The sequence below is a fragment of the Anoxybacillus sp. J5B_2022 genome (assembly GCF_026847645.1).
In the GTDB taxonomy this organism is placed as follows: Bacteria; Bacillota; Bacilli; order Bacillales; family Anoxybacillaceae; genus Anoxybacteroides.
This window is the reverse complement of the sequence record NZ_JAPSMC010000030.1, coordinates 1-26,268: the sequence shown is the minus strand read 5'-3', so window position 1 is coordinate 26,268 and position 26,268 is coordinate 1. Positions and strand designations below refer to the sequence as shown.

The following is a 26,268-nucleotide window of genomic DNA, read 5'->3' as shown; positions in this document are numbered from 1 at the left end:
ATAGCCTCCTTATAACGCTTCGTTTGCAACAGATGGCTGTAGCATCCGCTCAAACCAGTAAATTTTGTCGCGCAAGGTGACGACTTCCCCGATAATGATCATGCTTGGATTTTCGATTCGCTTCTGTTGGACTGCTTCGACGATCGTTTCGAGCGTAGCGGTCACCGTTCGTTGCTCGTATAATGTGCCCCACTGGATCACAGCAACGGGAGTGGAAGGAGCTTTTCCATGTTTGATTAATTGATCACGAATATATGGGAGATTACTAATTCCCATATAAATAGCAATTGTGTCAATTCCTTTGGCAAGACTTTCCCATTTGATCTCCTCTTGGCTTCCGTCTCGCTTATGGCCGGTCACAAATGCAACGCTTGAGCTGAAGTTACGATGGGTGACAGGGATTCCGGCGTAAGCGGCCGCCGCAATTCCAGCGGTAATGCCGGGAACGATCTCAAAATCGATGCCGTGTTTCGCAAGCGCCTCGGCTTCTTCACCGCCTCTGCCGAAGACGAACGGATCCCCGCCTTTTAATCTTACCACGACTTTCCCTTTTTTCGCATGATGGATGAGAAAGTGGTTAATCGTTTCTTGCTGCATCGTATGGTACCCCGGAAGTTTGCCGCAAAAAATGAGTTCTGCGCCCTTTTTGGCATATGACAATAATCGTTCATTAATGAGACGGTCGTACAAGATGACATCCGCTTTTTGGATACATGTTAACCCTTTTACTGTAATCAGTTCCGGATCGCCAGGACCAGCTCCGACTAAATACACTTTGCCCATCTTCGTTCAGCCCTTTCTTAGTAGTATCACCGACAAATGAGCAAGCAACCTGCACCATTCGCAGGTTGCTCAACCCTTCGTCTGAATAGGTCAATATTAACTGGTTTCGTTGCGTGAATCAATCAACTTGTCAAAAAAGTGTACAAACGTTAGGCTGGACGGAACGTTTCACGCATCATTTCATATAGCTAACCAGTCGCCTCCGCTTTTCTTACTTAATAAGCTGTCGTTCACGCAAATAAGTGATTACTTGATCGATGCATTCTTCTAGCGAGTATCGATGCGTTTCAATTGTCAGTTCCGGCGAAGTCGGTTCTTCATAAGGAGAATCGATGCCGGTAAATTCACGAATTTCCCCGTTTCGTGCTTTTTTATACAATCCTTTTGGATCGCGTTTCTCACATTCTTCAAGTGGACATTTCACGTAAATTTCGATAAACTCGTCTTGTTCAAGTAATTGCCGGACGAGTTGACGGTCACGGGCAAACGGAGAAATAAAGGCGGTTAATACAAATTGCCCGCTGTCGACAAACAGTTTTGCGACTTCGCCGATGCGCCGGATATTTTCCGTCCGGTCTTCGGCGGAAAAGCCTAAATCTTTATTCAAGCCGTGGCGAATGTTATCGCCATCTAATACGTAGTTTTGTACGCCAAGTTCAAATAACTTTTTCGATACGGCGTTTGCAAGCGTCGATTTGCCGGAGCCGGAAAGCCCTGTAAACCATAAAACAGCGCTATGATGGCCGTTTTTCGCGCGCCGGTCTTCTTTTGTGACGGCCGTGTGATGCCAAACGATATTTGCCAACGTCCTTCCTCTCCTTTACTTCGTAGATGTCGAAACAGCTTCCCGTTGTTGCAGCCCTTTAATAAGCACTTGCACAACTTCCGGACGGCTGAACGTGCTTGGCGGCACTTCGCCGTTTCGCAACATTTCTCGCACTTTCGTTCCTGATAAGACGACATGGTATTCACGGTCATGCGGGCACGTTTTTGTGGAAGCCATCCCTTCGCATTTTGTGCAATAAAAGCTATGCTCGAAAAAGAGTGGGGTAATACCAAGCTCTTCTTGTGTAAAGTTTAAGAAGATTTTTTGCGCATCGTATGTGCCGTAATAATTTCCAACCCCCGCATGGTCGCGACCGACAATGAAATGTGTGCAACCGAAGTTTTTGCGCACCATCGCATGGAAAATGGCTTCCCGTGGACCAGCGTACCGCATCGCTGCTTGGAACACACCTAGAAAGACACGGTCTTGCGGATAGTAGTTTTCAAGCAATACTTGATAGCTTTCCATGCGAATGTCGGCTGGAATGTCATCGTCTTTCGTTTCGCCGACGAGCGGGTTTAAAAATAAACCGTCGACAATTTCAAGCGCACATTTTTGAATGTACTCATGCGCGCGATGGACTGGGTTGCGCGTCTGGAAGCCAACAACGGTATTCCAGCCAAGCTCGGCAAAGTGTTTACGCGTTTCTGCTGGATCGAAATAAAACGCCGCAAATCGTCCTTTATCGGTCCGTTTCACGAGAGTAATTGGTCCGCCGACATAAACGGTCGGTTTTTCGAAAAGTTTTTTGACGCCAGGGTGGTTGTGATCATCGGTTTTATATACATGAAGCGCTTCTTTTTGTTTATCTGGAACGTAAATGTCTTGAATATCAATGACGCCATAGACATCGCCGTCGTAAACAAGCTTTACTGTTTCGCCGACAGCTAGTTCGTTTGCTTTTTCTTCACTGACGGCAAGCGTGATCGGAATGCTCCATACCGTTCCATCAGCAAGGCGCATCGTTTCGACGACAGAATCGTAATCATTTTTTGTTAAAAATCCGGTCAGCGGGCTGTAGCCGCCGATGCCAATCAACTCAAGATCGCTTAGTTCAGCGTTGCTCAATTCAATTTCTTTTTCAATGGCATCAACTGCATAATCTGGATTCCAACGGTTGATTAATGTTCCTCCATGTGGAATGCTTACACTCATTGTGTATTCCTCCTTGTATAATAAAACATATAGGATAACTATGAATTAATGTTAAATGCCGCCACCGTTTTCATGAAGCGCCCGTTTTTCTTCGGAGATCGTCTTTTTTAAACTAATAACCCCAATCGTTGCCAAGCAGACGCTAAAAATGGCGATGACGGTGTATAAATCGCTATCAAGCAATAATTTTACTAAACTATACGAAATAACGAGCGAAAAAATCGGTGAAACAAACCATACTTTTAATAGTTGAATGACGATTCGCTTTTGCCAAATATAAAATCCTGTTTTGGCAGTGCCGATCCCGATAATGGCCGATGTCGTAATTTGTGTCAGCGGCACGGGAAGCCCGAAAACGGAAGAGATGATAACGAGAATTGCCCCTGTGCCGGAAATGGCGCATCCTTCGAACGGGGAAAAGCGCGTAATTTTTTTTCCGTTTGTTTCGAGCACGCGTCTGCCAAGTAATAGCGCGCCGAGCGCAACAAACACCCCACCGAATATCGTTCCTTTTGTGACGGAAATAAGCCCTGCACCGACAAGCGGTCCGACCGCGTTCGCCACGTTGTTCATGCCCGCCGAAAATGCTTCAAAAAAACCTGCAACAATCAATAGCGCCATAAAGCTTTTTTGCCATTTCCCTCTTTCCACTTGTGGGTATTTGCGCTTTAGCGCTAAAAACCATTTGCCGATGAAAAAGGTCAACGTAAAAGCAATAATCGGAACAACGACCCAAATGGACACGATAAATAATAGTTTTGATACATAAAGCGCTTGGTAAGCGATGCCGACACCAACGACCGAACCAACGGTGATTTCGCTCGTTGAGAGCGGGATTCCCATGATGTTTGCGGCAAATAAGGAAATCGCTGCCGCCGTTAAAATGATAATGACAATTTTAACGCTTAATACGGAAGACGGGATAATGCCTGAGCCAATTGTTTTGACGACTTCCCCGCCGCCAAGACTCCCTAAAAAAACACCAAGACCGCAAAGGAGAAGGGCAACATATTTCTGTTTGATCGCTCCGGATCCGTAAGCGACTCCCATCGCTGCAGCCGCGCCACTTGCCCCGATGTTCATCGCGAAAAAGAAGGAGACGATAAAAGCAACGGTTAACATATTCATTCTCCCTCCTTATGATTCATGCAGGCCGCATTCTATTTTTCCGCGCCCTGCCCATCTGCCTGAGCGTAAATCGTTCATATCAAGGGCAGGGGATGTACACGGTTCACAGCCGATGCTCGGATAGCCGCGATCATGAAGCACGTTATATGGCAATTCGTGTTTGTACACATAGTTCCAAACGTCTTTCCATGTCCAATGAATGAGTGGGCAAATTTTAATCGACTGAAATTTTTCGTCCTTGTTAAGATATTCCACATGTTGACGCGTCGGCGATTGTTCGCGCCGCAGGCCAGAAATCCAAGCGGTAACACCGGTCAGCACTTCGCGGAGTGGGATAATTTTCCTCAGTTCACAGCACTTATTCGGGTGATGCTTCCATAATTCATCGCCAAACTGCTCTGCTTGTTCTTCTAGAGACAGATGTGGCTTTTTCATAATAATTCGAAGATCTGGGTATTTTCGTTTGATCTTTTCAATTGTTTCATATGTTTCGCGAAAATGAAGATTCGTATCAAGAAAAACAATTTCGGCATCCGGTTTTACTTTGGAAATCAAGTCAATTAACACGATACCCTCAATACCAAAACTGCAAGCATATACAATATCGTCTTGATAATGGTCATATGCCCATTGCAGAACGTCTAACGCCCCTTTTGTGTCGTTGTCGCTTGAAAATGACGGCTTCGCTACATCCCATGTGTGATACGTAAGCAAGGCAATCCCCCCTTAATGTTGAGTAATAAGAAAACTTTCCATTTCGGAAAGGTGAAAGACGAATTTTTTTCCCACTTCAAAAGCTGTTAGGCGTTAAGTGGTGAGTAGGTGAACGAGCCAGTTCTCTCCCACGCTCTTGATAAGTGTGTAATTGACTAAAATTTTAACATAATTCACACAAAAGTCAATCCTAGTTTTTCGATAGGAATTATTTTTTTTAAAAAAAAAGCCCCCTTAGGAAGGGGTTATTTTTTTTGTTCCAATTCCATGCGCATAAACTTTCGTGTATTTGGTCCGTATATTCCGTCGTCTTGCAGCGCGGCGTACATCGATTGGAAACGACGCACGGCGTCTTCCGTTTGTTCCCCGTATACGCCATCGATTCCTTTCGGGTCAAATCCGAGATGTTTTAAGGCGCGCTGTACCATTTTGACATCTTCGCCTTTGTCGCCTTTTTTTAATACTTTATTTGGTAATGGAAATGCTTCTTGGCGCAGTTTTTGGTTGACGACTTCGGTTAATTTTGCTAACGTTTCTTGGCCAACGATGCCGTCTACGTGCAAGCCGTATTGTTTTTGAAATGCCATGACGGCATTTTCCGTTTCTTCTCCGAAGGCGCCGTCTGCGCCGTATTTCGGGAGCGGAAAGCCGACGCGGATAAGGTCTTGTTGAATTTCTTTCACAAATGTTCCTTTATCGCCGAGCTTGAGTGGTAAACGGACGGTTGTGCCTTTTACTTGTGTTGGTTTCGCGGGATTGGTTTTATTCGGTTGACTAGCAGGGGTCATCGTTTCCACGATATCTTGGATAAAACTATCCCACGTCACCCCATAAAGGCGAAACACATCGAGCGGGTCGCTTCTTCGTTCCGGGTCAAGCGTATGGTGGGACACAATCTGCCGTTTCGGGTCAAGCCGGAACGTTTTGCAAAGGTACGCGTGATACCACACGTATCGTTTATATGCTTCGTGAAAATCAATCGTTCCCCCGTAGCAAAGCTCTACCCCGATGGCGGCATCGTTTGCATCAACGCCGAACAGCTGGTTGTCCATTGGCTTATTGTATAAAACGTGCCAAGCTTTTTCGTCTAACGGAATGATTTCGAGAATGTATTTGTCATCGATGAACGTATGAGCCGATGCTGACGGTTGGCGGGTATGGAAATAGTTGCGGTTGGCATAAGCGGTTGAGCCGGGATTTCCGGTTGAATGGCTGACGATAAATTTCACGCCTTGCAATTTTTGGCCAGAGCGGGCGTTGCCAATTTGAATATAGTCGCGGGTAATGTCGTATTCCATGTTTGTCCACCTTCCTTCATAAATTATTTCATCATATCATATGTTTTGGATGCGAAACGGTGAAAGGCTTTTCTACTATATTGATCGCTGCAAAAGGCGGAAAAAGATAGGACAAAATAAAAAAGATGGTCTAACCATCTTTATAGTTCAACCATCTTTTTGCTGTTTCCTATTTTTTTCGCAAATTTCCTAATTCCTCGACGATCGCTTGCATCTCACTTGGGCTGAAAGATTGCTTTTTCATCACCATTTCATAAATGTCTTTTAGCTCTTCATACAACGCGTCATCGAAATGGGAAGGTTTCATCACATCAAAATTCAACACTTTTAACTTTTCTTTCATTTTTTCAATCATGTATTCCATATTGTCCAGAGATTTTTTCGATAAGTCCACATCGTTCATTCCTTTCCGCCTCCTTATTATCGCCTATTGTACCATATGGAAAGTATACATGGCGATTTATATTTTGTTTATAATGGAGAACGAGAGGAGGAATTGGAAATGGTGAAAGTGTTATTCGTTTGTTTAGGGAATATTTGCCGTTCACCAATGGCTGAGGCGATTTTTCGCGATTTAGTGAAAAAAGAAGGATTGGAAGAGAATTTTGTCATCGATTCAGCGGGAACGGGAAATTGGCACGTCGGAAAACCGCCGCATCGTGGAACGCAGGAAATTTTACAGAAACATGCGATCGACTTTAGCGGTATTCGCGCGAGACAAATTAGTGAAGAGGATTTACGGACATTTGATTACATTATTGCGATGGATATGGAGAATCTCGGGAATTTACGTCGGTTAGCGGGATATAATAAAGTTGGCTTTATCGGCCGTTTACTTGATTTCGTTCTGGACAGTGATCTTACGGATGTGCCGGACCCGTATTACACAGGCAACTTTGAAGAAGTATATGAATTAATTCAAAAGGGATGTCGTCATTTGCTCGAAACAATCAAAAAAGAAAAAGGATTGTAAGGAAGAATGGGAACGTGACACAAAGTCCTAGTCGATCAGATGAAAGGGGGATCGGGTGATGGTGAATCTCACGTTTATCCGCGAACTAATTCGGCGTTTTCAAGAAGATGAAGTGTCGCGCTTGTCAGCGGAGTTAGCCTACTTTTTTCTTCTTTCCCTCTTTCCGTTTTTAATTTTTTTATTGACGTTGCTGGCGTATTTACCGGTTCCGCATGAAGATGTGCTCACCATCGTCCGGCAGTACGCGCCGAAAGAAGCGATCGATCTCATTGAAGCGAACATTCAAGATATTATGGACCATCAAAACGGTAAACTGTTGTCATTGGGAATTATCGGGGCGATTTGGTCGGCTTCCAACGGCATTGACGCCATTGTCCGCGCGTTGAACCGCGCCTATGATGTCGAAGAAAGTCGTTCGTTTATCGTCGCAAGGGGAATGTCGATTTTATTGACGTTTGGGATGATGATCGTGATTGTAGTGGCGCTATTGCTTCCTGTGTTCGGCAAGGCGATCGGCCTTTTTTTATCCTCTGTGCTAGGCGTTTCATCCGTTTTTTTTGCGCTCTGGAACACGTTGCGTTGGTCGGTCAGCTCGCTCATTTTGTTCATCGTTTTCACCGCTTTATACTACTTTGCACCGAATAAGCGACTACACTGCAAAGAAGTATTTGTTGGCGCGATATTTGCGACAGTTGGCTGGATTGTTACTTCGCTTGCGTTTTCTTATTATGTAGGGACTTTCGCTAGTTATACGTCCATGTACGGAAGCCTAGGGGGAATTATCATTTTGCTTGTCTGGTTTTATTTATCGGGCATGATCATCGTGCTTGGGGGAGAGTTAAATGCGATTTTCGCTTGTCGGCGCGAAGGAAGAAAGCGGGAGCGGTAACGGATAAACGAAAGCAAACGGGGCATGCTAATCGGTGTAGCCGGTTGGAGGAGGAATGAAGATGACGAAAAAAACAAAAAAAGATGGCGGGACAAAACAAAAAGGAAAGCATAAACCGACGCATAAAACAAGCAGCAGTGCGAACGGACAAAATGGATACCATTAAAAAAGAAAGGCTGTCGCCATAGACAGCCTTCTATTCTGCAATTTCTTCGTAATGGTAATATGTTTGGTTGTAAATGTGTTCGATTTCTGCATCTGTCATGTACATAAGCTGCTCTCTAGCGATTCCTTTTACTTTCTCGATAAACTCAATCATATTTTTTCGTTCCGCTCTGCTCATCGTTCTTCTCCCTTTCGTTCTGTTTTAAAACAGTATGTTTATTTGTTATTTGTATTATATAACAGTATGTGAAAATTGGTCAACATCTTTTTTAAAAATAGGCAAAAAAATTTAAGAGGTCACTTTTCTGTGACCTCTGCGTGTTTGTTATAGAACAACGCGATGAAAACGAGGAAAAGAAGGGAGCTAATGACAAGAAAAAAACTTCCGTGCCCATATGGAATCATGGTACCGATAAACAGCGGCCCGCACATGCTGCCGATGCTATAAAAAATACCGGAGAGCAAGTTACCGGTTGGCAACAGATGTTTCGGAAGCAAATCCGCCATGTATGTAATCCCGAGCGAGAAAAGGGAACCGACAAACATACCTGCAACAAAAAAGCAAATGAATAAACCGACAAACGAATGAAGAAAAAATAAGGCACTTATAAAACTAATCGTACCGATCAATAGTGCCGTAGAAAGCACACCCTTTCGCTGAAAACGGTCGCTTAACATGCCGAGCGGCAGCTGAAAGAGGATGCTGCCGATAGAAAACGCAGGCAACAGAGTAGCGACTTGTTGAACGGATAAATGTTCACGAAGCGCATACACTGGAAAAATCCCATGGACGGAAGCTTCTAAAAATCCGTAAGTAAACGGGAGCAAGAGCGCTGCCCACGCATATTTCCACGTATCGATGAAGCGGTGGGATGAACCCGAATGATGGGTGGTTCCTGCTGTTTCGGGATGTTCGTTTCGGATGAAAAACACGGCCAACCACCCTAATAAGCTCAACAAGGAGGATAATAAAAACGGCAGCTGTTCACTCCGTTCAACGAGCGACGCCAACATCGGCCCGAGCGAAAAACCAATCCCGAAAAACAACCCGTATAACGATAAGTTTCGGCCGCGCCGATGATGAGGGGAAAAGTCAGTAATCCACGTCTGCACTGCGAAATGAAGCATATGATCCCCGATGCCGACCAATAAACGTAAAACGAACCAAAATAAAAATGAATTCCATAGTGGAAATAAAGCGAGCGATAATAGTACAATAAAACCACCTAATATAATGATGGGTCGATATCCATATTTTCGCAACGGTTTTTCCATAAATGGAGAGACGAGAAGCACGCCGATGTACATGGCAGTGGCATGCGCTCCATTGACAGAAGACGAAACGCTGTGCTTTTCTAATAATATAGAAATTAAAGGAAGCAACATTCCTTGCGATAATCCCGAAATCGCTACAACACTAACTAAAATCCAAAGACGCATGATCGATCCCTCATTATTTAGAAAATCACACCGATTACCATCGTACATAGTTTTAAAGGGAAAAACAAGAACTAACAAAGAGGTGGATAGAAATGGAATTTAAAATGAAAGAAGTCGGATTTCAAACGAATTTTGAATATGGGGAATTGCATGTAGCGGGAGATGAGGCGTACGGTTTTCGTCCTTATCAGCTGCTTGTTTCTTCAATTGCGGTTTGCAGCGGCGGGGTGTTGCGAAAAGTGTTGGAAAAAAAGCGGCTTCATGTAGAAGATATGACAATTCGTGCTGATGTAACCCGAAATGAAAAAGAAGCGAACCGCGTAGAAGCGATTCATCTTCATTTTATTATCAAAGGCGAGAATTTGGCTGAAGATAAAGTCGCGAAATCGCTGGAAGTAGCGAGAAAAAACTGCTCGATGATCCGGTCGGTCGAAGGGTGTATCCGCATTACGGAAACGTTTGAACTTGTCAAGTGACAAGAAAGGTTAGGTGTAAAGAATGAACAAACTATTTACGCTCATGGTTTTCATCGGTGTGCCACTATCAGTGATCGGAGGTTTTTTTCATTGGCCTTCCGTCATGATGTTTGCGATTTACTGTGTCACGATTATTGCATTAGCAAGCTACATGGGAAGGGCGACGGAAAGTTTGGCGATTGTCGCTGGTCCACGTGTTGGTGGCTTGTTAAATGCGACGTTTGGCAACGCGGTGGAGCTCATCATTTCTGTATTTGCTTTAAAAGCGGGGCTCGTAGGAGTCGTATTGGCCTCGCTGACCGGTTCTGTATTAGGAAACTTATTGTTAGTGGCAGGACTGTCCTTTTTTGTCGGGGGACTGAAGTACAAGCGTCAAGAGTTTAACGTATATGATGCCCGTCATAACGCCGGATTGTTGACGTTTGCGATTTTAGTGGCTTTTGTCATTCCAGAAGTATTTTCCTTGCATATGTCAGAGGGGGAAACACTATCGCTTAGTGTCGGTATTTCGGTCATTATGATCATCCTGTATTTGGCGGCGCTCTATTTTAAATTAGTGACGCATCGCGGTGTGTACCAGCATAAATCCGACGAAATGGAAGAACATGAAGAACCGGAATGGGGAAAAGGAAAAGCAATTGCCATTTTAGCGCTTGCTACGCTTGCCGTTGCTTACATTTCCGAAAAGCTTGTTCATACGTTCGAAACGGTTGCTGAATCATTTGGCTGGAGCGAATTGTTTATCGGAATCATTATCGTAGCGATCGTCGGCAACGCGGCGGAGCACGCTTCCGCAATCATCATGGCGTACAAAAATAAAATGAACGTTGCGGTGGAAATTGCGATCGGCTCGACGCTGCAAATCGCTATGTTTGTTGCGCCAACGCTTGTGCTTATTTCGTTATTATTCCCGACGAGCATGCCACTTGTCTTTTCGCTCCCTGAGTTAGTAGCGATGGCCACATCGGTATTGCTAATGATCGTCCTTTCGAATGATGGGGATACGAACTGGTTTGAAGGGGCGACGCTACTTGCGGCGTATACGATCATGGGCATCGGTTTTTATTTGTTGTAAAAAAAGAGGACTCTGTCAGACAGCAGAGTCCTTTTCCTATACATAAAAATAGGAGGAAAAACAGCACATTTGCATTTAGTATACTACATCGTTAGAAAATTTTAAATATTAAAACAAAAATAATAAAATTTTTTCTTTATAAGTTGCAATAAAGAATTTCCGATTTTTCGTTTCGGTTTTCATCTAAATACAAGCTGATATGATATAACGTGGCGAGTGATCAGCTGGATGTAAAACAAAATTTCAACTTATATTGATGGATAAATGGCCTTTTTTTGAAAAAAATAACGATGGAAGGAGTAACAGAAAGGAGTTTATGCGATGCGAAAATGGATTCTTTCTTGTGTTATAAGTCTGTTGGTCGCTTATTCGCCGGCGCTGGCTACCGCAGCAATACCGAACTCTGCTGTCGATATTTCGAAAGAAAATACGTATCCAAACCCGACACAAGATTTGCCGTATTTACAGCCAAGTCCGTTTGCGAAACAATTGATCGAGTCAGCGAACGTCAAAATTGAAAATCCGGAGTTGATCCGGTTGTTAAACGAATCATCGGTATCAAGCACGCCGTTCGCCCTCGGCTATCGCGCGACGATTTATTTAGGTCAATGGCCGTTGAATTATCAATCGCTAGAAACGTCGACGAATTGGGAATATCAAAAAGTGAATACGAACTTTTTAGATAACCGTGGCGGCAATGCCCCACAAAAATTGTATTACAAACAAGAGTTACAAAAACATATTCGCGGTGGGTTAACTGCGCCGGTGCCGAATGAAGAAGCCGTTAAAAAAATGATGTTGTTAACGGCGATGAAGAAAACGAATTTGCCGCTATCTTTTAGTACGGTGATCGGTATTGGAACGAAAAAAGACCAGCCGTATCAAGTGCCGGTGAAAAAACTCGGCTATTTATACGCCTATGCTCCGGCGGTAAATGAAAAAGGAAAAGTGACGTACGGGGAAGTGTACATCGTACTAAAAGGGAACAAAAAGAAAATTGTCGTCAAAAATGTGATGACCCAAGGCGTCGGGGCATGGATTCCAGTGCAAGACCGGCTGTTGTTTTCATATATGATTAGCGATCAGCCAAGATAAAACGTCAAGGAAATTTCCTTGACGTTTATTTTTTAATATGGGCTTTTCGAATGGTGAAGTCCACGTCTTTATAATAAACATTTTTCACGAGCACGTTCGGACCGAGGCATTGAACGGAAGGACAATGGCAGTTCAACTGTTTGGCAAGCGGCGAATGGCTCCATTTTTCGTACGCTTCTAGTAACGTATCGTGCTGAATGTTGCCGAGCGACGGCTCGTCGCCAAAATCGGTTACGATAATTTCCCCTGTGAAAATATTAACGTTTAACCGTGAACGACCGTCTGGATCGTTGCGGACGGTCACGTTTTTGCTTGTGTATAACCGTTTTAATAAAGCGAGATCTTCTTCGTTATCGCTACACGGATAAAACGGCAGCGTTCCAAACAACATCCATACGTTTTCATCGCGAACGTCCAACAAATGATGGATAGCTGCTCGTAACTCATCAAGACTGACCGTTTCTAACGCGCTCGCAAAATCGCTCGTGTACATCGGATGCACTTCATGCCGCTTACAGTACATTTCTTCTACGATTTGGCGATGAATCGTTTCTAAATGAGGCAGCGTTCGTTTATTAATCATCGTTTCTGCCGAGACGAAGACGCCCATTTTGGCGAGTGCTTTTGCGTTTTCCACCATCCGCTCAAAATACGCTTCGCACTGACGGTGGCTCGGCTTTTTCTCCATCATCGCAAACCCGCCTTCGACGAAATCGTCAATTGTTCCCCAATTGTGGGAAATGTGAAGTACATCTAAATACGGAATGATTTTTTCGTACCGTTCTAATTCTAACGTCAAATTCGAGTTCAGCTGCGTGCGCACCCCGCGCTCATGGGCGTATTTCAGCAGCGGTACAACGTATTCATTGACCGATTTTAATGAAAGCATCGGCTCTCCGCCCGTAATGCTTAACGAACGTAAATGCGGAATTTCGTCCAGCCGGCGGATCAGGAGCTCTAAAGGCAACGCTTCTGGGTCTTTTGTCTGCAACGTATAGCCGACTGCGCAATGCTCACAACGCATATTGCATAGCGTTGTCGTTGTAAACTCAATATTCGTTAACTGCATTTTTCCATATTGTTGAACGTCTAAATACGCTTCCCACGGATCAAACGATGGCGTAATTGGTTCAAGTGTGATACGAGTCATACGATTCTCCTTCACTGTCTAAAATTTAACCATGTCCATTATAGTCCATTGTCATTTTTTCAACAATCGGGTACGATGGAAAGGAAGGGAGAGAAAAAACTTGGGTAACGCGGTATACGAAAAAGATTTACAACTAAAATATTTGAAAGAGCGTTTAAATATGCTATTGCATATGCTTGATTCCCTCGATCCGGAGTCGGCCGACGTCGAAGACATTGACCGCCTCATTGAGGTGATCGATTCGCTTGAAATGAAGTATGAGCAATTTAAGAAAACGTGGTGAAAAGCTGGCTTGGCCGGCTTTTTTCTTTTTTGGACATCATCCGTTTTCATTGCTTGGCAAAAAGCAGTATAATAAAGGAGAATATATCGATGATGGACAAAGGGGAAGGGGCGTTAATCATGGAAAAGTTTCAAGAGAGCATGTACCAGCTCATTGTCGAAACATCGACAAAATTGCCAAAAGATGTGCGGCGGGCGATTGCGCGGGCGAAAGCGCGGGAGAACGCAGGCACAAGGGCAGCAATGGCATTAACGACGATTGCCGGAAACATTCAAATGGCCGATGAAAACGTGTCGCCAATTTGCCAAGACACCGGGCTTCCAACATTTAAAATTAAAGTTCCGGTCGGCGTCAACCAAATCAAAATGAAAGAGGCGATTCGCCGAGCGATCGCTCAGGCGACAAAGGACGGAAAGCTTCGTCCAAACTCCGTCGATTCGTTAACGGGCGAAAACAGTGGCGATAACTTAGGTGATGGCGTGCCGGTCATTAAGTTCGAGCAATGGGAGAACGATTACATCGATGTTCGTTTAATTTTAAAAGGTGGCGGCTGTGAAAATAAAAACATTCAATACAGCTTGCCGTGCGAATTGGAAGGACTTGGACGGGCTGGCCGCGATTTGGACGGCATTCGCAAATGTATTTTGCATGCGGTCTATCAAGCGCAAGGACAAGGATGCAGCGCTGGCTTTATCGGCGTTGGCATTGGCGGCGACCGCTCGGCTGGCTATGAATTGGCGAAAGAGCAGTTGTTCCGCTCGGTCGATGATGTGAACCCAAACGAAGAGCTTCGCCAGCTCGAAGACTACATTATGGAAAACGCCAATAAACTCGGCATCGGTACGATGGGGTTTGGCGGCGAAACGACACTTTTAGGCTGTAAAATCGGTGTCATGCACCGCATTCCAGCAAGCTTCTTTGTTTCGGTTGCCTATAACTGTTGGGCGTTTCGCCGTTTAGGGGTGAAAATCGATCCAGAAACAGGCGAAATTCAAGAATGGTTCTATCAAGAAGGTGAAGATGTCGATTTTGCGAAAGAGCTAGAAAAAGCAGAAGAAAAGCAATCCATACCGACAGAAGGGCGCGAAATTGTCCTCGAAGCACCGCTAACGGAAGAGCAAGTTCGCCAGCTGAAAGTCGGTGATGTCGTCCGCATTAACGGTACGATGTATACAGGCCGCGATGCGATTCATAAACATTTAATGGATCATGACGCACCAGTTGATTTGAACGGGCAAATTATTTATCACTGCGGTCCGGTCATGTTAAAAGACGAAAACGGCAAATGGCATGTCAAAGCGGCAGGTCCGACGACAAGTATTCGCGAGGAGCCTTATCAAGGCGACATTATGAAAAAGTTCGGTATTCGTGCGGTCATCGGCAAAGGCGGCATGGGAGCGAAAACACTGGCGGCATTAAAAGAGCACGGCGGCGTCTACTTAAACGCGATCGGCGGGGCGGCGCAATATTATGCGGACTGCATTAAATCGGTCGAAGGCGTCGACTTCTTGGAGTTTGGCATTCCGGAAGCGATGTGGCATTTGCGCGTCGAAAACTTTACGGCAGTTGTCACGATGGACTCTCACGGCAACAGCCTTCACGAAGATGTCGAAAAATCATCGCTTGAAAAACTGGCGCAATTTAAAGAACCGGTATTTAAATAATTGTTGAACCCCGCAAAGTCTATGGGCTTTGCGGGGTTTTTGTTAAAAAGTGGCGCGGTTAAAGCGGTCAGAAAGGAAAACGATATAGGTAGTAGCTTTTTGGAAGGAGGATTACGGTGAACCGTTATGTGCTCTTGTTGCTATTGCTTGTCGTTTCGTTCGCGCCATCGTCCGCTTATGCGCTGTCGAACGAAGCGATTCATTGGGGGTTTTCCAAAAGCAAAAACCACGAACCGCCTTCTGCCGGAAAGGAATGGGATGCACTGCTTGCGAAATACGACGCGTTTTATTTAGGGAATCCGCGGGAAAAGGCGATTTATTTAACGTTTGATAACGGGTACGAAAACGGCTATACGGAAAAAATTTTAGACGTGTTAAAAGAAAAACATGTTCCAGCTACCTTTTTTGTCACTGGCCATTATTTAGAAACGGCCCCTGATTTAGTGAAGCGGATGGCCAAAGAAGGGCATATTGTCGGCAACCATTCTTGGCATCATCCGGATTTGACAACGGTGAGCGATGAGCGGCTGCGGGCAGAGCTAGAGGCAGTACGAAAAAAAACGGAGGAGTTGACCGGGCAAAAAGGGATGATGTATCTTCGGCCGCCAAGAGGGATTTTTAGCGAACGGACGATGGCGATTGCCCGTGAACTTGGCTACTATCACGTCTTTTGGTCGCTTGCCTTCGTCGATTGGCATATCGATCGGCAAAAAGGCTGGAAGTATGCATATGATCAAATTATGAGTCAAGTTCATCCTGGCGCTGTTATATTGCTTCATACGGTTTCAAAAGATAATGCCGATGCCCTTGCAAAAGTGATTGACGATTTGCGAAAACAAGGGTATACATTTAAGCGTCTAGACGATGTGATGATCGAAAAAGTGGGGCTTTCCCCGTTGTTGTTCACCCTTTGACTTTGTTCGAAGGGTTTTGTTTCGTTATAATAAGGGAAAAAAGGCAGGAGTCGATATGTGGCAACAACGAATCGAAGTGGAAGCTCCGTATGATTTTTCACGTGTACTAGAGCGGCTGGCGCAAGATCCGCTGTCCGTAGTGGATTTCAAAAAACAGCAGCTGACCGTGCCGCTTTATATAAACGATACTCCGGTTGCTGTTTTCGTCCGCAGTGTCGGGACGAAACAGTCGCCGGTTTTTCTTGTCGAAGCGCAGCATCCAGAACGAAAAGAAGCGGTATTGGCGCGCCTTTTGCGCATTTTTCACTGGGACAGGCCGCTTGCGCCGATTCAAAACTATTTTTTACAAACGGAGTTGCACGAAATTTTTCGCCAACATGAAGGAACACCGCTTGTTTTAGAGTTTGATTTATATTTTTGCTTAATAAAGTGCATTATTCATCAACAGCTGCACATGAAAGTCGCGTACCAAATGACGGAACGGTTTGTGAAAACGTTCGGACGCGAAATCGACGGAATATGGTTTTATCCGCGCCCGGAGGATGTGGCAAAACTCCGGTATGATGATCTGAAAGCATTGCAATTTAGCAGCAAAAAAGCAGAATATATCATTGATACGTCACAGCTGATTGCCGAAGGGAAGCTAGATCTTGAGAAGCTAGCAGACGCAACGGACGAAGAAGTGATGGAAACGCTGCTTGCGATTCGCGGCATCGGCCCGTGGACGGTGCAAAATTTCTTATTATTTGGGTTAGGACGGCCGAACTTATTTCCGAAAGCGGATATTGGGTTACAACGAGCGGTGCAAAAACTGCTCTCATTAGAAACGAAACCTTCGCTGGCGCAAATGGAGGCGTTAAGCAAGCGATGGGAGCCGTATTTAAGCTATGCATCGCTCTATTTATGGCGAAGTATTGAATAGGAGAGATAAGCAATGCTACAACAAGGACAGCAATTTCCATTGACGATTAAACGATTAGGCATTAATGGAGAAGGAGTCGGCTATTTTAAAAAGCAAGTCGTGTTCGTTCCAGGAGCGCTTCCGGGGGAAGAAATCGTCGTTCAGGCAACGAATGTGTACCCGACGTATGCCGAGGGGAAAATGGTGCGCATTCGCAAACGTTCACCTCATCGTGTGAAGCCCCTTTGTCCGGTATATGAACGGTGCGGCGGATGTCAACTGCAACATCTCGACTATAATGCGCAATTAGAAGCGAAGCGCGATATTGTCATTCAAGCGCTCGAGCGCCATTGTCGCTTAGACATTGATGCGCTTGACATCCGTCCGACGATTGGAATGGACGATCCGTGGCATTATCGTAATAAAGGACAGTTTCAAGTCGGGGTGAGAAAAGGGCGCGTCATTGCAGGGCTCTACAGCATGAACTCGCATGAACTGATTGACATTGACCGCTGCTTCATCCAACATAACGCCACAAACCGCGTCACAAATGCCGTTAAAACGATTTTGCAAGATTTGCGCATCCCGATTTACAACGAGCGAAAGAAAACAGGGGTCGTGCGGACGATCGTTGCGCGCGTCGGGTTTTATACAGGCGATGTGCAGCTTGTCATTATTACTGCCACGAAAGAACTTCCGCGCAAAGAGCTGTTTGTTGCGGAAGTGAAGCGGCGTTTGCCAGAGGTGAAGTCGATTGCGCAAAACATAAACGGACAAAAAACATCGCTCATTTTTGGCGAAGAAACGATATTGTTAGAAGGAGAACCGTACATTCAAGAAGTGCTTGGCAAGTTGTCATTTGAGCTATCGGCGCGTGCCTTTTTCCAGTTAAACCCGATTCAAACCGTAAAACTGTACGATGAAGTGAAAAAAGCGGCGGCGCTGACCAAACAGGAGCGGGTCGTTGATGCGTATTGCGGTGTTGGAACGATCGGACTTTGGCTTGCGCGCGATGCGAAGGAAGTGCGCGGAATGGACACGATTCCGGAAGCGATTGACGATGCGCGCAAAAACGCCGAACGACACGGCTTTACGAACGTCACATATGTGGTCGGAAAAGCAGAAGTATTGTTGCCAAAATGGGTGAAAGAAGGATGGAAACCGGACGTCATCGTCGTCGACCCACCGCGAACAGGCTGCGACAACGCCTTACTAAAAACGATGTTACAAGTCAAACCAAAAACGGTCGTGTACGTTTCCTGTAACCCATCAAGCCTTGCCCGCGATATCGACACGCTTGCGAAACAATATCGCGTCGAATACATCCAACCACTTGACCTTTTCCCACACACCGCGCATGTCGAAAGCGTGGCGAAGTTGGTGAGGAGGGTGTAAAGAAAAATGAATGAGTTATTGCATTGCATTGAAAAATATTTCAACGGTGAATTATCAGCAGAACAATTTTCCTATGAATTCCCTTCGATATATCTATTTCATATCTATGAGGGAAACATTGATGAGCAGTATGTCGATGCACTTGATGATATTTCTGAAGCTTGTGGTTGGTACGAACCGAATCCACTGCATAGGCAAGATGACGATGGCTACATTGGGGAGGAAGAACTAAGAAAAATTGTTTTGGAGAAGTATAAAATATTGCAAAGCACATAACCGAACATGGTTACGTGCTTTTTTATGTTTTTACCGCTAAAAATAGTGTATAGTTGTGATCATGAAATTCAAATGATTGCATTGTTTTTCCGACATTTATACGTAATTTCAACAATTTCATCGGTTGTGACATAAAACATATCATCAAAGTCATCTGCGCGTTGGCAAAAATATTTTGGTTCAGTCGGAAACACTTCCAAAATGGTCGCCTCAGTCCCGTCTTTTAGTCGTACAACATCCAAGTCTTCCACAATCATTTGTCTCTCCCTCGCTTTTCGTTAAGGACTGTAATCGATTTTATTTCTGTTTCCAGTACGCCAAAAACATAGCCTTTTCCTTTTGTTTCTTCGTTTGTAATCACTAAACTGTCTATTCCATCCTCACTATCCTCTCCGTCGCAGTAATCGAGAACAAAACCTTCTAACACATCTCCGTCTTTATATACAATTCGTACGTTTTTCCCAACATATTCCCATAATTTCATGACAGCCCTCCTTTATTTTTCGTACATTAAATTTAAAACAGTTTTAACTGCTCTGAATTGTGCATGAACTCATGAAATTTCGCCGAAACAGGGGTATTGTCGGTGTTTATCATCATTTTAATGTTGTTCACATCTTTAATTGTGTAAAATTGTTTATCAGGGATAAAGTATACTAATACTTTTTTGTTTAACTTGGCAAGATTGATGATGTTATTCAATGTTCCTCTACTTTGCCCATTCCAAATCATAAAACCGTAGTCTGCGTTTTTTGCCATCTCTATATCTTTGGCTGCATAGTAATCAAATCCTTTTTTGCTTGGTTCAACCTCCACCTTTTCTACTTCCCATTGTCCGATATTATTTCTTGCTCTTCCATTTGTTGCATAAACTTTAACATTTCGATAATTCAACGAATGTAAAAACTTTTGTACTTGCTTATCGACTCCATTTGCATCCCCGACCAAAACAGTGAAATTGTTGTTTATAATATTGGACAATCTCCCCTTTACTTGTTTATTCAAAACTGACACTGCCCGAGGACCAGCTACAAATACCTTCATTGAACTCACCTTTACCACTTCTTATTTTCGTATATTTCTTCAACAATAGCCACTAAATTCCTTTATGTGAAGAAGAGATTTTAAAAATATGTCGGAAAAACGGTATATCAAACTTTCATATCGGTCGATTTTTATGAAAAGTCATCGCTTTTTGTTTTACACATCGCATGAACAAGTTATAATTAAATTTGGAAATAAAAAGGAGGTATACAATGCTTACAGGTGAATTGCGCAATAAAGTCGATAAAATATGGGAAACGTTTTGGACGGGTGGAATTACAAACCCGCTAACCGTCATTGAACAGTTTACATATTTGTTGTTTATTAAAGGTCTTGATGAAGCAGAAACGTATCGTGAACAAGAAGCTGTTTTATTAGGAATTGATTTTGAACGAATGTTTCCAGAAGATAAACAGCATCTTCGCTGGAGCAAATTTAAAAATTTAGAAGCGTCGCAAATGTATGATATTGTCTCGAACGAAGTGTTCCCGTTTATTAAAAGTCTCCATGGCAATAAAGATTCGGCGTACGCCAAATATATGAGCGATGCGATTTTTATGATTCCAACCCCACAAATGCTTTCCAAAATCGTCGATGGCATTGATAACATTCCGATGAAAGACCGCGATACAAAAGGGGATTTATACGAATATTTGCTGTCAAAAATTGCAACAGCGGGAACAAACGGTCAATTCCGTACGCCACGCCATATTATTGATATGATGGTCAAACTTATGAAACCGACTCCAGAAGACATTATCGTCGATCCAGCGGCTGGGTCGGCAGGATTTTTAGTGGCGGCGGGCGAATATTTGCGCAAAAACCATGCGGATTTATTTTTGGTGCAAGGATTAAAAGAACATTTTCATAACGATATGTTCCATGGCTTTGATATGGATCGTACGATGTTACGAATCGGTGCGATGAATATGATGCTTCATGGCATTGAAAATCCGAATATTGAATATCGCGATTCTCTTTCGGAACAAAATAAAGATAACGAGAAATATACGCTCGTCCTCGCCAATCCACCATTTAAAGGTTCGTTAGATTATGAGGCTGTTTCAAGCGACCTACTGAAAATTACAAGAACGAAAAAAACAGAGCTATTGTTTTTGGCGCTATTTTTACGCATTTTAAAAACGGGCGGGCGCTGCGCGTGCATCGTGCCAGATGGGGTACTGTTCGGAAGCTCGACTGCCCATAAAGCGATTCGGAAAGAAATCGTCGAAAACCATAAGCTTGAAGCAATTATTTCGATGCCAAGCGGCGTGTTTAAACCGTACGCTGGAGTTTCGACGGCAATTATGATTTTCACAAAAACAGGCGTCGGCGGAACAGATCACGTCTGGTTTTACGACATGAAAGCCGATGGCTACTCGTTGGACGACAAGCGCACCCCGATTGAAGACAACGACATTCCGGACATCATTGAACGATTCCATAACCGTGAAGCGGAAAAAGACCGGAAACGGACAGAGCAGTCGTTCTTTGTGCCGGTGGAAGAAATTCGTGAAAACGACTATGACCTTTCGATTAACAAATATAAAGAGATTGAGTATGAAGAAATGGAGTATGAAGCGCCGAGTGTGATACTTGAAAGAGTGGAAACGTTGGAAAAAGAGATTATGCAGGGATTACAAGAGTTGAAAGAAATGATTAGAGGGTAGTGTGTAACATGGGATTTGAGACGGTTAAACTAAAAGATTTAACTATTAATTTAGATAATAAAAGAAAGCCCTTGAATGAGTTAGAAAGAAAATCTCTAAAAAAGAAAGGTTTATATCCATATTGTGGTGCAAATGGAGTGTTAGACTATATTGATGAATTCATTTTCGACCAAGAAATTCTATGTATAGCAGAAGACGGAGGAAGTTGGGGATTTAGAGAAAAGTGTGCTTACATCATGAATGAACCGTGTTGGGTAAATAACCATGCTCATGTGTTAGTAGCAAAAGAAAACGTTAATGTTAAGTACTTATGTTACTATTTAAACTATGCTGATCTAAGTAAACATATTACAGGGACAACAAGAGGTAAACTAACTAAGTCTGCATTAGAGAAAATAGAAGTTAAAATTCCTGATTATAGTACTCAAAATAAAATTGTAAATGCATTAGACAAATCCCAAGAACTCATCGATAAACGAAAAGCCCAAATTGAAGCGTTAGACCAGTTAACGCAAAGTGTGTTTTTGGAGATGTTTGGGGATCCTGTTACCAATAAAACATGGGAGAGACGACTACTTAAAGATATTGCAGATGTAAGGGATGGAACACACGATTCGCCTAAGTATGTTCCAAGCGGTTATCCTTTAGTAACTTCTAAAAATATTAAAAATGGGAAAATAGATTTAAGTAACGTAAACTACATCTCGGAAGAAGACTTTATAAATATTAATAAGAGGTCTAAAGTTGATATAGGAGATATTATTATGCCGATGATTGGCACAATCGGAAATCCAATTATCGTCGACGAACAGCCAAATTTTGCGATAAAGAATGTAGCATTAATAAAATTTAACAATCCTTGTGTAATCAATATATATATAAAATATTTATTGGATTCACATTATCTTGATTATATTCTCAATAAAAATAAACGTGGAGGAACACAAAAGTTCTTGTCTTTAACGGATATAAGAAATATGGAAATTCCGTTGCCACCAAGAGATCTGCAAGACAAATTTTCTGAAATAGTAAAAAAAATTGATTCCCAGAAGTCAATTCTTCACAAAAGCTTGATAGAGCTAGAAAAAAACTTCAATTCCCTCATGCAACGTGCCTTTAAGGGAGAACTATTCAACGATTAATAAATGTGAAGGAAATTCATGTTGGTTTTGTAAATGGAGGGGTGTTTGTTGTTATCCAACTTTCATTTTTTAATAGGAAAACCTCATTATGAGAGCTTTACGAATGCGTGTTTAGAGGCGGAAAAAAGTTTGGTCGTGAGTCCAGCGACGTGTGCGATTTTGACGCGCCGGGCGCTGGAGCTTGCGGTGAAGTGGGTGTATAGCTTTGACAGTGCGTTGAAAGTTCCGTATCAAGATAATCTTTCCAGTTTGATTCATGACAACGTCTTTTTGTCCATTATTGATGAAGAGTTGTTGCCGCTGTTGCGCTATATTGTGAAGCTAGGAAACGTTGCGGTTCATACAAATGCGATGATTACAAGAGAAGAAGCGATTCTTTCCCTTCACCATCTTCATCAGTTCGTCTCTTGGATTGACTATTGTTATTCCGATGAATATACCGCGACAGACTTTGACGAATCGCTGCTGCAAATAGGTGAGGAAAAGCGTGAACGCCCAGAGGAGCTAAAAGATTTATATGAGCGGTTAAGCTCGAAAGACAAGCGTCTTGAAGAAATGATGAAAGAAAATGAACAACTCCGCGCTCTTCTCACCGCTAAAAGGGAAGCAAATACGAAAGAGTACGATTTCCAAGTTGACGAGTTAAGTGAATATGAAACGAGAAAGAAATATATCGATTTAGATTTAAAGTTAGCGGGTTGGGAATTTAAAAAGGACGTTGTTGTGGAATATCCTGTCGTTGGCATGCCGAATCAGGAAGGAGTCGGCTATGTCGATTACGTCTTGTTTGGCGATAACGGTAAGCCGCTTGCGGTTATCGAAGCAAAGCGAACAACCGCTGATCCGAACAAAGGAAAGCAACAGGCAAAACTGTACGCCGACTGCATTGAAAAAATGCACGGTCAACGTCCAATCATTTTTTACACAAACGGTTTTGAAACGTACATTTGGAACGACCTTAACTATCCGGCGCGGAGAGTTTCCGGCTTTTACAATAAGGAAGAATTAAGCTTGCTTATTGATCGACGGACGATGAAGAAGCCGCTAAAAAATGTGCAAATCAATGACAACATAACGAATCGCTATTACCAAAAAGAAGCAGTTTTAGCCGTCTGTGACGCGCTCGAGAACAAACGGCGCAAAGCGCTGCTTGTCATGGCAACGGGGAGCGGCAAAACTCGGACAGCGATTTCGATTGTCGATGTTCTCACTCGCCACAATTGGGTAAAAAATATTTTGTTTTTAGCTGACCGTAAAACGCTTGTAACGCAAGCGAAAAATAGTTTTAGCCATTTGTTGCCGAACTTGACGCTTTGCAATTTGCTCGATAATAAAGACAATCCAGAGGAAAGCCGGATGGTGTTTTCGACGTACCCGACAATGATGAACGCGATTGACGAAGCGAAGCGAAAAGACGGCAAACGTCTCTTTACAGTCGGGCATTTTGATTTAATTATCGTCGATGAATCCCACCGCAGTATTTATAAGAAGTACCGAGCAATTTTTGACTATTTTGATGCGATATTGCTTGGGCTTACCGCCACACCAAAAGATGAAATTGACCGCAATACGTATGAAGTGTTTGATCTGGAAAACGGCGTGCCGACCTATGCCTATGAGTTAGATCAAGCCGTTCAAGACGGCTATTTAGTCGATTATCGGACGATTGAAACAACGCTAAAGTTTCTCGAAGAAGGCATTCGTTACGATGACTTATCCGATGAAGAAAAAGAACGATATGAAGAAACGTTTGACGATGAAGTAGGCGAGGATATTGACAGTGCCGCGTTAAATGAATGGTTGTTTAATGACGATACGATTGATACGGTACTGAGAGATTTAATGGAAAAAGGAATTCGCGTAGAAGGTGGGGACAAACTCGGAAAAACGATTATTTTTGCGAAAAATCATCGTCATGCGGAACGGATTGTCGAGCGCTTTGATCAATTGTTCCCTGAATATAAAGGCGGCTTTGCGCGCGTCATTGATTATAGCGTCAACTACTATCAAACGTTAATTGATGATTTTTCAGATCGAAACAAATTACCGCAAATTGCCGTATCGGTTGATATGCTTGACACAGGTGTTGATATTCCAGAAGTCGTCAATCTTGTCTTTTTCAAAAAGGTACGCTCGAAAGCGAAGTTTTGGCAAATGATTGGACGTGGCACTCGTTTATGTAAAGATTTATTAGGAATCGGTCAAGATAAAACGCATTTTCTTATTTTCGATTATTGTGGGAACTTTGAGTTTTTCCGCCAAAACCCAAAAGGAATCGATGGAGAAATAGGAGAAAGTCTAACAGAGCGCTTATTTAACGCCAAAGTCGAAATGATTAAAGAGCTCCAGCATTTGCGTTATCAAGAGGAAGAGTACATTGCTTATCGCAACGAATTAATTGATGATGTGCTTGCGCAAATGAAGAAATTAAACGAAGAGAGCTTCCGCGTACGGCAATCCATTCAGTATGTGCATAAGTTTAAAAATCGCACGAATTGGGATTCGTTGACGGCGATGGATGTAAATGAGTTTCAACAATATATCGCGCCGCTTATTGTTCCGCTTAACGACGATGAGTTTGCGAAGCGGTTTGATTTACTTATGTATACGATTGAACTAGCAAAACTGCAAACGAAAAACGCCACAAAACCGATTCGGAGCGTAATTCGTACCGCAGAGGCGTTATCTAAGCTCGGTTCGATTCCTCAAGTGGTGGAACAAAAATATATCATCGAAAAGGTGCAGACGGAAGAGTTTTGGAAAGAAGCGGATCTTTTTGAACTAGAAGTTGTTCGCGAAGCGTTGCGTGATTTAGTCAAGTTTCTTGAACGAGAAACAAGAAAAATTTACTATACGAATTTTAAAGATCAAGTGTTGGAAGTGAAAGAAAACGGCTCGATGTTAGAAGTAAACGACCTAAAAAATTATCGCAAAAAAGTCGAGCATTACCTTCACGAACATCGCGACCAGCTAGCGATTTACAAACTGCGGCATAACAAAAAGTTAACGGTGCAAGATTTGCGCACGTTAGAACATATTCTTTGGAACGAACTCGGGACAAAAGAAGATTACGAAAAAGAATTTGGAGATACACCAATTATGAAACTTGTGCGCAAAACGGTTGGACTTGATCCCCAAGCAGCAAACGAAGCATTTTCGGAATTTTTATCAAACGAACGGCTAAACATTCACCAAAGCCGCTTTGTTAAACATATTGTGGACTACTTCATAAAAAACGGCGTGATGGACAAGAAAGTATTACAAGAAGAGCCGTTTAAAACGGTCGGAAGCATTGTCGATTTGTTTGAAGACAACTTAGACGATGCACGTAAAATTATCAGTATTATTGATGAAATTAACCGAAATTCAGAAGATATCGTAGGGGCGTGATGTATCCCAACAAAAACCCAGAGAGCGCATTGCTTGTTCTCTGGGGTTTATTAGTGACTTAAATATTTTTCTAAAGCTTCCACATCATTTGCATCAGTCAATATACTTAAAGCCCAATGGTAAGGAGATTCATGAAAACCCATTGAGTCTTCCATTAATGACTTAACAACACCTGACTTTTTGACAAGCTCTTTTGCTTCAGTTTCACATTTTCCAAATTCGACAATAAGTTCACGAATAATATGCTGAACCATAATTTCGATTTCTTTTTGAATGATCAGGTTATCAATTTTATTAAAATCATAAAATAACGACAAAGATTTTAATAAAATTGTTTATCAGTCCATGTAGATTAAGCTACATGTACTCTGATTGGGTGTAACCCCACACCCTCTATCCCATTGACAAATGCCTTTGGGAAT

28 protein-coding genes and 1 pseudogene are annotated in these 26,268 nt (G+C 43.1%); 14 read left to right on the top strand and 15 right to left on the bottom strand.

Features of this window, described 5'->3' with window-relative positions; translation table 11 throughout:
• Positions 1 to 9 precede the first annotated feature (9 nt).
• The 8 genes and pseudogenes from cobA to M4I42_RS09825 form a co-directional block, all read right to left on the bottom strand.
• Positions 10 to 783, bottom strand: a complete 774-nt coding sequence (gene cobA / locus M4I42_RS09860; protein WP_268852001.1) for a uroporphyrinogen-III C-methyltransferase — start codon at positions 781 to 783, stop codon at positions 10 to 12.
• A 211-nt stretch (positions 784 to 994) separates the two neighbouring features.
• Complete coding sequence (gene cysC, locus M4I42_RS09855; protein ID WP_268852000.1) at positions 995 to 1,588, bottom strand: adenylyl-sulfate kinase; 594 nt, start codon at positions 1,586 to 1,588, stop codon at positions 995 to 997.
• 15 nt (positions 1,589 to 1,603) lie between these two features.
• Positions 1,604 to 2,764: a sulfate adenylyltransferase gene (gene sat, locus M4I42_RS09850; protein ID WP_268851999.1), complete on the bottom strand. Its 1,161-nt coding sequence runs from the start codon at positions 2,762 to 2,764 to the stop codon at positions 1,604 to 1,606.
• Positions 2,765 to 2,815: 51 nt separating this feature from the next.
• Positions 2,816 to 3,886 (bottom strand): inorganic phosphate transporter, encoded by a 1,071-nt coding sequence (locus M4I42_RS09845; protein WP_268851998.1) that lies wholly within the window; start codon positions 3,884 to 3,886, stop codon positions 2,816 to 2,818.
• A 15-nt stretch (positions 3,887 to 3,901) separates the two neighbouring features.
• Positions 3,902 to 4,606, bottom strand: coding sequence for a phosphoadenylyl-sulfate reductase (locus M4I42_RS09840; RefSeq protein ID WP_268851997.1), 705 nt, complete (start codon positions 4,604 to 4,606; stop codon positions 3,902 to 3,904).
• Between the two features lie 245 nt (positions 4,607 to 4,851).
• Entirely contained in the window at positions 4,852 to 5,394 is a 543-nt protein-coding gene (locus M4I42_RS09835; RefSeq protein WP_268852015.1) for a peptidoglycan-binding domain-containing protein, read from the bottom strand.
• A gap of 9 nt (positions 5,395 to 5,403) precedes the next feature.
• A pseudogene (locus M4I42_RS09830) lies at positions 5,404 to 5,904 on the bottom strand (peptidoglycan recognition protein family protein); the annotation flags it as partial.
• 169 nt (positions 5,905 to 6,073) lie between these two features.
• On the bottom strand, positions 6,074 to 6,298 hold the full coding sequence (locus M4I42_RS09825) for a DUF1128 domain-containing protein (protein WP_268852014.1): 225 nt from the start codon (positions 6,296 to 6,298) through the stop codon (positions 6,074 to 6,076).
• 108 nt (positions 6,299 to 6,406) lie between these two features.
• Here M4I42_RS09825 and M4I42_RS09820 point away from each other — a divergent pair, with 108 nt between their 5' ends.
• Positions 6,407 to 6,877 carry a low molecular weight protein-tyrosine-phosphatase gene (locus tag M4I42_RS09820; protein WP_268851996.1) on the top strand — a complete coding sequence of 157 codons (471 nt, stop codon included), beginning with the start codon at positions 6,407 to 6,409 and terminating at the stop codon, positions 6,875 to 6,877.
• A gap of 55 nt (positions 6,878 to 6,932) precedes the next feature.
• Entirely contained in the window at positions 6,933 to 7,766 is an 834-nt protein-coding gene (locus M4I42_RS09815) for a YihY/virulence factor BrkB family protein (protein ID WP_268851995.1), read from the top strand.
• Between the two features lie 196 nt (positions 7,767 to 7,962).
• On the opposite strand, the gene M4I42_RS09810 is transcribed toward M4I42_RS09815, so the two are convergent.
• Together M4I42_RS09810 and M4I42_RS09805 are read right to left on the bottom strand one after the other, a co-directional pair.
• Positions 7,963 to 8,109 carry a BH0509 family protein gene (locus M4I42_RS09810; RefSeq protein WP_066323035.1) on the bottom strand — a complete coding sequence of 49 codons (147 nt, stop codon included), beginning with the start codon at positions 8,107 to 8,109 and terminating at the stop codon, positions 7,963 to 7,965.
• A gap of 119 nt (positions 8,110 to 8,228) precedes the next feature.
• The gene (locus M4I42_RS09805) at positions 8,229 to 9,371 is read right to left on the bottom strand and encodes an MFS transporter (RefSeq protein WP_268851994.1); all 1,143 of its coding nucleotides are present in this window, start codon (positions 9,369 to 9,371) and stop codon (positions 8,229 to 8,231) included.
• A 92-nt stretch (positions 9,372 to 9,463) separates the two neighbouring features.
• Here M4I42_RS09805 and M4I42_RS09800 point away from each other — a divergent pair, with 92 nt between their 5' ends.
• From M4I42_RS09800 to M4I42_RS09790, 3 genes are all read left to right on the top strand, one after another.
• Positions 9,464 to 9,847: an OsmC family protein gene (locus tag M4I42_RS09800; protein ID WP_268851993.1), complete on the top strand. Its 384-nt coding sequence runs from the start codon at positions 9,464 to 9,466 to the stop codon at positions 9,845 to 9,847.
• 22 nt (positions 9,848 to 9,869) lie between these two features.
• A complete protein-coding gene (gene cax / locus M4I42_RS09795) occupies positions 9,870 to 10,922 on the top strand; it encodes a calcium/proton exchanger (RefSeq protein ID WP_268851992.1) in 1,053 nt (350 codons plus the stop codon).
• A gap of 321 nt (positions 10,923 to 11,243) precedes the next feature.
• Positions 11,244 to 12,017 (top strand): YfkD famly protein, encoded by a 774-nt coding sequence (locus M4I42_RS09790; RefSeq protein ID WP_268851991.1) that lies wholly within the window; start codon positions 11,244 to 11,246, stop codon positions 12,015 to 12,017.
• 25 nt (positions 12,018 to 12,042) lie between these two features.
• Here the strand turns inward: M4I42_RS09790 and yfkAB are convergent, their stop codons facing one another.
• A complete protein-coding gene (gene yfkAB, locus M4I42_RS09785; protein WP_268851990.1) occupies positions 12,043 to 13,167 on the bottom strand; it encodes a radical SAM/CxCxxxxC motif protein YfkAB in 1,125 nt (374 codons plus the stop codon).
• A gap of 100 nt (positions 13,168 to 13,267) precedes the next feature.
• Here yfkAB and M4I42_RS09780 point away from each other — a divergent pair, with 100 nt between their 5' ends.
• From M4I42_RS09780 to M4I42_RS09755, 6 genes are all read left to right on the top strand, one after another.
• On the top strand, positions 13,268 to 13,450 hold the full coding sequence (locus tag M4I42_RS09780) for an SE1561 family protein (protein ID WP_268851989.1): 183 nt from the start codon (positions 13,268 to 13,270) through the stop codon (positions 13,448 to 13,450).
• A gap of 119 nt (positions 13,451 to 13,569) precedes the next feature.
• Positions 13,570 to 15,114, top strand: coding sequence for a fumarate hydratase (locus M4I42_RS09775; protein WP_268852013.1), 1,545 nt, complete (start codon positions 13,570 to 13,572; stop codon positions 15,112 to 15,114).
• A gap of 134 nt (positions 15,115 to 15,248) precedes the next feature.
• Positions 15,249 to 16,028 carry a delta-lactam-biosynthetic de-N-acetylase gene (gene pdaA, locus M4I42_RS09770; protein ID WP_442864101.1) on the top strand — a complete coding sequence of 260 codons (780 nt, stop codon included), beginning with the start codon at positions 15,249 to 15,251 and terminating at the stop codon, positions 16,026 to 16,028.
• 55 nt (positions 16,029 to 16,083) lie between these two features.
• Positions 16,084 to 16,950 carry a DNA-3-methyladenine glycosylase family protein gene (locus tag M4I42_RS09765; protein WP_268851988.1) on the top strand — a complete coding sequence of 289 codons (867 nt, stop codon included), beginning with the start codon at positions 16,084 to 16,086 and terminating at the stop codon, positions 16,948 to 16,950.
• A gap of 12 nt (positions 16,951 to 16,962) precedes the next feature.
• Positions 16,963 to 18,324 carry a 23S rRNA (uracil(1939)-C(5))-methyltransferase RlmD gene (rlmD, locus tag M4I42_RS09760; RefSeq protein WP_268851987.1) on the top strand — a complete coding sequence of 454 codons (1,362 nt, stop codon included), beginning with the start codon at positions 16,963 to 16,965 and terminating at the stop codon, positions 18,322 to 18,324.
• A 6-nt stretch (positions 18,325 to 18,330) separates the two neighbouring features.
• The gene (locus tag M4I42_RS09755; RefSeq protein WP_268851986.1) at positions 18,331 to 18,600 is read left to right on the top strand and encodes a hypothetical protein; all 270 of its coding nucleotides are present in this window, start codon (positions 18,331 to 18,333) and stop codon (positions 18,598 to 18,600) included.
• Positions 18,601 to 18,668: 68 nt separating this feature from the next.
• On the opposite strand, the gene M4I42_RS09750 is transcribed toward M4I42_RS09755, so the two are convergent.
• The 3 genes from M4I42_RS09750 to M4I42_RS09740 are packed head-to-tail and all read right to left on the bottom strand — an operon-like array spanning position 18,669 to position 19,644.
• Complete coding sequence (locus M4I42_RS09750; RefSeq protein ID WP_268851985.1) at positions 18,669 to 18,857, bottom strand: hypothetical protein; 189 nt, start codon at positions 18,855 to 18,857, stop codon at positions 18,669 to 18,671.
• A complete protein-coding gene (locus M4I42_RS09745) occupies positions 18,854 to 19,084 on the bottom strand; it encodes a hypothetical protein (protein WP_268851984.1) in 231 nt (76 codons plus the stop codon). Before M4I42_RS09745 ends, M4I42_RS09750 begins: the two co-directional genes overlap by 4 nt.
• A gap of 32 nt (positions 19,085 to 19,116) precedes the next feature.
• A complete protein-coding gene (locus tag M4I42_RS09740; RefSeq protein ID WP_268851983.1) occupies positions 19,117 to 19,644 on the bottom strand; it encodes a hypothetical protein in 528 nt (175 codons plus the stop codon).
• A gap of 212 nt (positions 19,645 to 19,856) precedes the next feature.
• Here M4I42_RS09740 and M4I42_RS09735 point away from each other — a divergent pair, with 212 nt between their 5' ends.
• From M4I42_RS09735 to M4I42_RS09725, 3 genes are read left to right on the top strand one after another with little or no spacing between them, the layout of a single operon-like run.
• Positions 19,857 to 21,314 carry a type I restriction-modification system subunit M gene (locus M4I42_RS09735; protein ID WP_268851982.1) on the top strand — a complete coding sequence of 486 codons (1,458 nt, stop codon included), beginning with the start codon at positions 19,857 to 19,859 and terminating at the stop codon, positions 21,312 to 21,314.
• 8 nt (positions 21,315 to 21,322) lie between these two features.
• Positions 21,323 to 22,456: a restriction endonuclease subunit S gene (locus M4I42_RS09730; protein WP_268851981.1), complete on the top strand. Its 1,134-nt coding sequence runs from the start codon at positions 21,323 to 21,325 to the stop codon at positions 22,454 to 22,456.
• A 48-nt stretch (positions 22,457 to 22,504) separates the two neighbouring features.
• The gene (locus M4I42_RS09725) at positions 22,505 to 25,846 is read left to right on the top strand and encodes a DEAD/DEAH box helicase family protein (RefSeq protein WP_268851980.1); all 3,342 of its coding nucleotides are present in this window, start codon (positions 22,505 to 22,507) and stop codon (positions 25,844 to 25,846) included.
• 50 nt (positions 25,847 to 25,896) lie between these two features.
• Here M4I42_RS09725 and M4I42_RS09720 read toward each other — a convergent pair whose 3' ends face one another.
• Positions 25,897 to 26,100, bottom strand: a complete 204-nt coding sequence (locus tag M4I42_RS09720; protein WP_268851979.1) for a hypothetical protein — start codon at positions 26,098 to 26,100, stop codon at positions 25,897 to 25,899.
• Positions 26,101 to 26,268: the final 168 nt, after the last annotated feature.

What these genes read in the sequence shown, in the direction of transcription:
- M4I42_RS09810 (WP_066323035.1), bottom strand. Translation starts at nt 8,109, where the DNA reads ATGAGCAGAGCGGAACGAAAAAATATGATTGAGTTTATCGAGAAAGTA.
- sat (WP_268851999.1), bottom strand. Translation starts at nt 2,764, where the DNA reads ATGAGTGTAAGCATTCCACATGGAGGAACATTAATCAACCGTTGGAAT.
- M4I42_RS09735 (WP_268851982.1), top strand. Translation starts at nt 19,857, where the DNA reads ATGCTTACAGGTGAATTGCGCAATAAAGTCGATAAAATATGGGAAACG.
- M4I42_RS09740 (WP_268851983.1), bottom strand. Translation starts at nt 19,644, where the DNA reads ATGAAGGTATTTGTAGCTGGTCCTCGGGCAGTGTCAGTTTTGAATAAA.
- M4I42_RS09730 (WP_268851981.1), top strand. Translation starts at nt 21,323, where the DNA reads ATGGGATTTGAGACGGTTAAACTAAAAGATTTAACTATTAATTTAGAT.
- M4I42_RS09775 (WP_268852013.1), top strand. Translation starts at nt 13,570, where the DNA reads ATGGAAAAGTTTCAAGAGAGCATGTACCAGCTCATTGTCGAAACATCG.
- cobA (WP_268852001.1), bottom strand. Translation starts at nt 783, where the DNA reads ATGGGCAAAGTGTATTTAGTCGGAGCTGGTCCTGGCGATCCGGAACTG.
- M4I42_RS09820 (WP_268851996.1), top strand. Translation starts at nt 6,407, where the DNA reads ATGGTGAAAGTGTTATTCGTTTGTTTAGGGAATATTTGCCGTTCACCA.
- cax (WP_268851992.1), top strand. Translation starts at nt 9,870, where the DNA reads ATGAACAAACTATTTACGCTCATGGTTTTCATCGGTGTGCCACTATCA.
- M4I42_RS09745 (WP_268851984.1), bottom strand. Translation starts at nt 19,084, where the DNA reads ATGAAATTATGGGAATATGTTGGGAAAAACGTACGAATTGTATATAAA.
- M4I42_RS09750 (WP_268851985.1), bottom strand. Translation starts at nt 18,857, where the DNA reads ATGATTGTGGAAGACTTGGATGTTGTACGACTAAAAGACGGGACTGAG.
- M4I42_RS09835 (WP_268852015.1), bottom strand. Translation starts at nt 5,394, where the DNA reads ATGACCCCTGCTAGTCAACCGAATAAAACCAATCCCGCGAAACCAACA.
- M4I42_RS09720 (WP_268851979.1), bottom strand. Translation starts at nt 26,100, where the DNA reads ATGGTTCAGCATATTATTCGTGAACTTATTGTCGAATTTGGAAAATGT.
- rlmD (WP_268851987.1), top strand. Translation starts at nt 16,963, where the DNA reads ATGCTACAACAAGGACAGCAATTTCCATTGACGATTAAACGATTAGGC.
- M4I42_RS09765 (WP_268851988.1), top strand. Translation starts at nt 16,084, where the DNA reads ATGTGGCAACAACGAATCGAAGTGGAAGCTCCGTATGATTTTTCACGT.
- M4I42_RS09845 (WP_268851998.1), bottom strand. Translation starts at nt 3,886, where the DNA reads ATGTTAACCGTTGCTTTTATCGTCTCCTTCTTTTTCGCGATGAACATC.
- M4I42_RS09755 (WP_268851986.1), top strand. Translation starts at nt 18,331, where the DNA reads ATGAATGAGTTATTGCATTGCATTGAAAAATATTTCAACGGTGAATTA.
- M4I42_RS09805 (WP_268851994.1), bottom strand. Translation starts at nt 9,371, where the DNA reads ATGCGTCTTTGGATTTTAGTTAGTGTTGTAGCGATTTCGGGATTATCG.
- M4I42_RS09790 (WP_268851991.1), top strand. Translation starts at nt 11,244, where the DNA reads ATGCGAAAATGGATTCTTTCTTGTGTTATAAGTCTGTTGGTCGCTTAT.
- yfkAB (WP_268851990.1), bottom strand. Translation starts at nt 13,167, where the DNA reads ATGACTCGTATCACACTTGAACCAATTACGCCATCGTTTGATCCGTGG.
- M4I42_RS09800 (WP_268851993.1), top strand. Translation starts at nt 9,464, where the DNA reads ATGGAATTTAAAATGAAAGAAGTCGGATTTCAAACGAATTTTGAATAT.